Annotated in this window: 6 protein-coding genes; 4 read left to right on the plus strand and 2 right to left on the minus strand. The window is 46.1% G+C overall.

What is annotated here, in order from left to right:
* The 4 genes from secA to WC615_RS21910 all read left to right on the plus strand — a co-directional run.
* Window positions 1-2,842: preprotein translocase subunit SecA (secA, locus tag WC615_RS21895; RefSeq protein WP_372980177.1), on the plus strand; the 2,842-nt coding region annotated here is incomplete at its 5' end.
* Window positions 2,843-2,966: 124 nt separating this feature from the next.
* Window positions 2,967-3,443 carry an SPOR domain-containing protein gene (locus WC615_RS21900; protein WP_372980178.1) on the plus strand — a complete coding sequence of 159 codons (477 nt, stop codon included), beginning with the start codon at window positions 2,967-2,969 and terminating at the stop codon, window positions 3,441-3,443.
* A complete protein-coding gene (locus tag WC615_RS21905; RefSeq protein ID WP_372980179.1) occupies window positions 3,436-4,620 on the plus strand; it encodes a M20 family metallopeptidase in 1,185 nt (394 codons plus the stop codon). Before WC615_RS21900 ends, WC615_RS21905 begins: the two co-directional genes overlap by 8 nt.
* A 36-nt stretch (window positions 4,621-4,656) precedes the next feature.
* Window positions 4,657-5,589 carry a hypothetical protein gene (locus WC615_RS21910; RefSeq protein ID WP_372980180.1) on the plus strand — a complete coding sequence of 311 codons (933 nt, stop codon included), beginning with the start codon at window positions 4,657-4,659 and terminating at the stop codon, window positions 5,587-5,589.
* A gap of 157 nt (window positions 5,590-5,746) precedes the next feature.
* Here WC615_RS21910 and WC615_RS21915 read toward each other — a convergent pair whose 3' ends face one another.
* On the minus strand, window positions 5,747-6,199 hold the full coding sequence (locus tag WC615_RS21915; protein WP_372980181.1) for a cell division protein: 453 nt from the start codon (window positions 6,197-6,199) through the stop codon (window positions 5,747-5,749).
* Window positions 6,200-6,292: 93 nt separating this feature from the next.
* Window positions 6,293-6,712: amino acid--tRNA ligase-related protein (locus WC615_RS21920; RefSeq protein WP_372980182.1), on the minus strand; the 420-nt coding region annotated here is incomplete at its 5' end.

Raw genomic sequence — 6,712 nt, forward strand, 5'->3', positions numbered from 1 at the left:
TAATACCTGGCTTGCTGCCGGTAACGAGGTTACCTGGAACATGGTACACTACGATGTGCAGCTGATAGGCGGTATTGTATTGCACCAGGGTAAAATATCTGAGATGGCAACGGGTGAAGGTAAAACTCTGGTAGCCACGCTGCCTGCATACCTTAACGCTATTGCCGGGCAGGGTGTACATATTGTAACCGTGAATGATTACCTGGCCCGCCGCGATAGCGAGTGGATGGGCCCGTTGTATGAATTCCACGGCTTATCTGTTGATTGTATTGACAAACACGAGCCAAACAGCGAAGAACGCCGTAAAGCTTATTTGGCTGATATTACCTTTGGTACCAACAACGAATTTGGTTTCGACTACCTGCGTGACAATATGACACGCAGCCCCGAAGAATTGGTGCAACGCAAGCTGCATTATGCCATGGTGGATGAGGTGGACTCCGTGTTAATTGATGATGCACGTACACCGTTAATTATATCGGGCCCAATACCACGCGGCGATGAGCACGAGTTTTATGAATTAAAACCACGTATAGAGCGTTTGGTTAACGCGCAAAAGGCGTATGTTAACACCGTTTTAAACGAAGCTAAAAAAGCTATAAACGATGGTAATACAGGTATTGATGATGGCGGTTTAGCTTTATTACGCGCCCACCGCGCCCTGCCAAAAAGCAAGGCGCTGATCAAATTCCTGAGCGAAGGGGCTAACCGTACAGTACTGCAAAAAACCGAAAACCACTACATGCAGGATCAGGGTAAGGAAATGCCGAAGGTTGATTCTGAGCTGTTCTTTATCATCGATGAAAAAAATAATTCGGTTGAGCTTTCTGAAAAAGGTATCGAACTGATCACTGCATCGGGCGAAGACCCTAATTTCTTTGTGATGCCTGATGTAGGTACCGAAATTGCCAATATTGAAAAATCTGATCTTCCGGCCGAACAAAAAATAGCCCAGAAGGATGAACTGATGCGCGATTTCTCTATCAAGTCAGAACGTATCCACTCGGTTAACCAATTGCTCAAGGCTTATACCTTATTTGAAAAAGATACCGAATACATCCTTGATGAAGGTAAAGTGAAAATTGTTGATGAGCAAACCGGCCGTGTATTAGATGGCCGCCGTTACTCTGACGGGTTACACCAGGCTATTGAGGCAAAAGAAAACGTTAAGGTTGAGGATGCAACGCAAACCTTTGCAACCATCACCCTGCAAAACTATTTCAGGATGTACCACAAGCTTTGCGGTATGACTGGTACTGCCGTTACCGAAGCTGGTGAGTTTTGGCAGATATATAAGCTGGATGTGGTAGAGATACCAACCAATACGCCAACCAGCCGTGCAGATATGCAGGACCTGGTTTACCGCACTATCCGCGAAAAATACAATGCTGTTGCCGATGAGATTGTGAAACTAACACAGGCCGGCCGACCGGTACTGGTGGGTACAACATCGGTAGAGATCTCGGAATTACTGAGCCGTATGCTTAAGCTACGCGGTATAAAACATAACGTACTGAATGCTAAAATGCACCAGAAAGAGGCCGATATTGTGGCCGAAGCCGGGCAGGCAGGCACCGTTACCATTGCTACCAACATGGCAGGCCGTGGTACGGATATAAAACTGGGCGAAGGTGTACAGGCATCTGGCGGTTTAGCCATTGTTGGTACCGAGCGCCATGAATCGCGCCGTGTTGACAGGCAGTTGCGTGGCCGTGCAGGCAGGCAGGGCGATCCGGGTTCATCCCAGTTCTTCGTATCGTTAGAGGATAACCTGATGCGTTTATTCGGGTCAGAGCGTATCTCAAACCTGATGGTACGTATGGGTATCGAAGAGGGCGAAGTTATTCAGCACTCCATGATCTCAAAATCTATCGAGCGTGCGCAGAAGAAAGTTGAAGAGAACAACTTTGGTATCCGTAAGCGTTTGCTGGAGTATGATGATGTGATGAACTCACAGCGTACCGTTATTTACGCGAAACGTAAAAACGCATTATTTGGCGATCGCCTTGATGTGGATATCAGCAATACTGTTTTTGATGTTATTGAAGATGTAGTAACCGAATATAAAGAGAGCAATAACTTTGAAGGTTTCCAAATGGAAGTTATCCGTTTATTCTCTGTAGATACCCAGGTTAACGCTGAAGAGTTTGCAGGTACAAGCATTGCCGCATTGGTTGACAGCACATTTGCAGAGGTTACCGACTTTTACAAACGCAAAGCAGAAGCCGTTGCTCAACAGGCATACCCGGTAATAAAAGATGTTTATGATACCCGTGGCCAATACGTAGAGAACATTGTAGTTCCTTTTTCTGACGGCATACACGGCTTACAGGTTTCAGTTCCGCTTAAAAAAGCGGTTGATAACAAAGGTTTAGAGGTGTTTAAATCGTTCGAGAAAAACGTTACACTTTACCTTATTGATGATGCCTGGAAAGAGCACCTGCGCGAAATGGATGAGTTAAAACAATCTGTACAGAACGCGGTGTACGAACAAAAAGACCCACTGTTAGTTTATAAGTTCGAGGCGTTTGAATTGTTCCGCCAGATGTTAGCGAACGTTAATAAAGAGCTGGTTAGCTTCCTGTTTAGGGGCGGTATCCCGGTTCAGCAAGAGCCTGAGCAGGTACGGGAGGCAAAACCTCAGCCAAAGCTTGATCTGAGAAACATGCGCACCTCAAAACCCGAGCTTGTTAGCGAGGCTAACGGTATGCCAATGGACGATACCCGCGAAATACAAAAGCCAACCCCGGTAAAGGTTGAGCAAAAAATTGGCAGGAACGACCCTTGCCCATGCGGTAGCGGAAAAAAATACAAAAACTGCCACGGCGTAGGGCAAAATTAAGAACATAAAGTCATCCTGAACTTGTTTCAGGATCTCTCGGGACGGTTGACCAACAGACAGCCGACTTTGTATGTGGGATGCCGAAACAAGTTCGGCATGACAACGTTTGTTGAATAAAAATAACATGAAAAAAGCAATATCTGATACTCAAGTGCCTTTAAGCCTCATCAGATATTGCTTTTTGTTTTTACTGCTGATATTATCATCAGCAACATTTGCCCAGGAGAGGGGTAAAGTACAGGTAGTGGCCCCGTCATTGTTTGATACCCTTTTAGCTAAACGCGCGGCCCTTAACAGTAAAGTGAGCGGCGGCGGCGGCTCGGCAACAGTCTACTCATCTTCATTTGGTTACCGCGTGCAGATCTACAGTGGCAGCAACCGCGTTGCAGCCTATAATGCACAGGCAAAATTCAATAAAGAGTTTCCCGAAATGCGTACCTATATTGTGTACCACGAACCGAACTTTAAGGTACGTGCCGGCGATTTTCGTACACGTATTGAAGCCGAACGTATGAAAGAACAGTTAAAAGTATGGTTTCCGATAATGTTTATCATATCAGAAAAAATTAATCCACCCAAAACGGTTATCACTAATGATTAAAGAAAAGATACAGGCTTTAGCAAAAGATATTTTTAATGATGTAGTGGCCAACCGCAGGCATTTGCACTCACACCCCGAGCTTTCTTTCCACGAGGTAGAAACATCAGTGTTTGTGGCAAATAAACTGGAAGAACTTGGGCTGGAATACCATAAAATGGCTGATACCGGCCTGGTAGCGCTAATAAAAGGCGATAAGCCATCTGACCAGGTGGTGGCCCTGCGTGCCGATATGGACGCGCTGCCTATTACCGAGGCAAACGATGTGCCGTACAAATCGCAAAATCCGGGTGTTATGCACGCCTGCGGGCACGATGTACACACCTCATCGCTATTGGGTGTGGCCAAAATATTAACCGACCTGAAAAGCGAATTTGGCGGCACCATCAAACTGATCTTCCAACCGGCAGAAGAGAAACTTCCCGGCGGTGCAAGCCTCATGATACAGGAAGGTGTATTGGAAAACCCAAAACCAGCCGCTGTGATTGGCCAGCATGTGATGCCGCTGATAGATGCCGGCAAGGTTGGTTTCCGTGCGGGCAAGTATATGGCATCAACCGATGAACTTTATGTTACTGTAAGGGGCAAGGGGGGGCATGGTGCGCAACCGCAACAAAATGTAGACCCGGTTGTGATCACCGCTCATATTATTACGGCATTACAAACCATTGTGAGCCGCTCTGCGGATCCTAAGAGTCCGTCGGTTTTATCGTTTGGTAAGGTGATTGCCAATGGCGCTACCAATGTGATACCAAACGAGGTTTATTTGGAAGGAACTTTCCGTACCATGGACGAAAAATGGCGTTCTGAGGCCCATATTAAGATCAAAAAGGTCGCCGAAGGAATTGCCGAAAGCATGGGCGGCAGTTGCGAGTTTAACATCATGAGGGGATATCCTTTCCTGATCAACGAAGAAAAACTTACTGCTAAAACCCGCGCCAATGCCGAGGATTATTTGGGCAAAGAGAACGTGCTCGACCTTGATATATGGATGGCCGCAGAAGATTTTGCCTACTACTCGCAAGTGGCCGATTCGTGCTTTTACCGTTTAGGCACCCGTAACGAAGCACGCGGCATCACTTCATCGGTACATACCCCAACGTTTGATATTGAAGAAAGCGCGCTGGAGCAAAGTGTTGGCCTGATGGCTTACCTGGCTGTTAAACAGTTGGGGAATTAGTTGATAGGCCATAGACGGTTGTACACGGGGAACAGTATGAACAAAAGGATACTCATAGCTTTCTGCTTTTTGCTCTCCGCTTTCAGCTCTTATTCACAGCAAATTCCGCGCTTTAACCCGGATACTATCCGAACTATCGTGATCGATTCGCCGGTAAATATTGTGTCGCACAAGCTGCGCGCGCAGGATTTTATTGATGCGGTAATGGCCGATACCGGCTTTTACAAAGCGTTTCAGAATATGAAACTGTATGCTTTTACTGCCGAGAACCGCATTTTTAGCTATGATAAAAAGAATAAGGTTAATGGCAAGATCTACCGCCGCATACTACATAGCAACCAGGCCGGTAAGCACAAGGTAGAATACACAGCCAAAAGCGATAGCGGCAACGTTTTTAAAAAGAACGGCAAATACCAGTTGTACACGGTAGAGATGTTCGATTATATTTTCATGAACGCCTACAATTCCGGGTTTGTAAAATCTGAAGGTACAGGCACGGCAAACAAAGGAAAGAATGAAGGCTACAGGGCCAAACTGAAAACGCTGGTATTTACACCCGGCCGTAAGGTGAGCGGCATCCCGTTTATCAGCAGTAAAACAGAAATTTTTGGACCCGAGATGCGGCAGTTTTATACCTACGAGTTTGCAAGGGGCAAGTATTTGGACAGCATCCCCGTATATCGTTTTAAAGTTATCCGCAAGCCCAGTTCAGCACCGGATGATGTGGTGATACAGGAAATGACAACCATTTTTGATATGAATAATTTCCAGATCCTGGGGCGTTATATCGACATGAAATACAGTAATATGCTGTTTGATTTTAACGTGCAGATGGATATCGAACTGAACAGGTTTAACGATCAGCTACTGCCCGTTAAAATAAGTTACCAGGGCAACTGGAATATTCCCTTCCATAAGGAAGAGCGCGCCAGCTTTTTGATTGTGCATAAGGATTATAAGAGGGAGTAATCCACTAAGCAGTCGCTCGGCTCCAGCCGGGTGGCCATTATTACAAGGCCTCTGGCCAAACCTTATTGCACTGCGGCGGGACGCCGCTTAATACAGGTCAACTCGGCTGGAGCCGAGCGAATGCAAAAAAGATAGGAATATCGGATTTAGCCAACACCTAACGCCTCTCCGCCTCTTCCTTGATCACCTTATTCCGCGTAATCAATAATCCGGTCATATATTTTTTCAGGAACAACCAATTGGCCAGTTTTCCTAATATGCCTAATGGCGATTCAAACACAAACACATCCCGCATAATGGTTTGCTTATCATCCCCGGTAAAATAATGCTCATGGCGGAAGCTTTTAAAAGCACCTTCAACCAATTCATCTGCAAAGAAAGTAGGCGAATTAAAGTCAGTAATTATTGAGGTAAGGTTTTGCCACACGCCAAAATGTTTTGCCCGCCAGGTAACGGTTTCGCCCAATTCAATTAACCCGCTGGTTCGGCCTGCAATAGCCCTCTCACAGGTGTGGGCGGTAGAGGCTATGTGGATATCAATATCCCTGGCAATGTTAAAGCAACGCTGGATAGGGGCATTGATGTGTGTAGTTAATTCTATTGTTGGCATCTCACTGGCAAATTACAAAAATGGAGTGGAGATAAAAAAAAACGCCGATCATAAATAATCGGCGTAATTGTAAAAATCGTATATATCTGCGGTTTAAAACTCCGCGTTCTTAGGGAATCTTGGGAAAGGGATCACGTCGCGGATATTGCCCATGCCGGTAACAAACAGCACCAAACGCTCAAAACCTAAACCAAAGCCCGAGTGCGGGCAGCCACCGTAACGGCGGGTATCCAGGTACCACCAAAGCTCATCTTTAGGGATGCCAATCTCGTCCATGCGTTGTTCAAGCTTGTCTAAACGTTCCTCCCGCTGCGAGCCACCTACAATTTCGCCGATGCCCGGGAAAAGGATATCCATAGCGGCAACGGTTTTTCCGTCGTCGTTTTGGCGCATGTAGAAGGATTTTATCTCTTTCGGATAATCCGTCAGGATCACCGGCTTTTTAAAGTGTTTCTCAACCAAATAACGCTCATGCTCGGATTGCAGGTCGGTACCCCATCCTTCAATCAGGTA

Source organism: Mucilaginibacter sp. (genome assembly GCF_041663085.1).
GTDB lineage: Bacteria > Bacteroidota > Bacteroidia > Sphingobacteriales > Sphingobacteriaceae > Mucilaginibacter.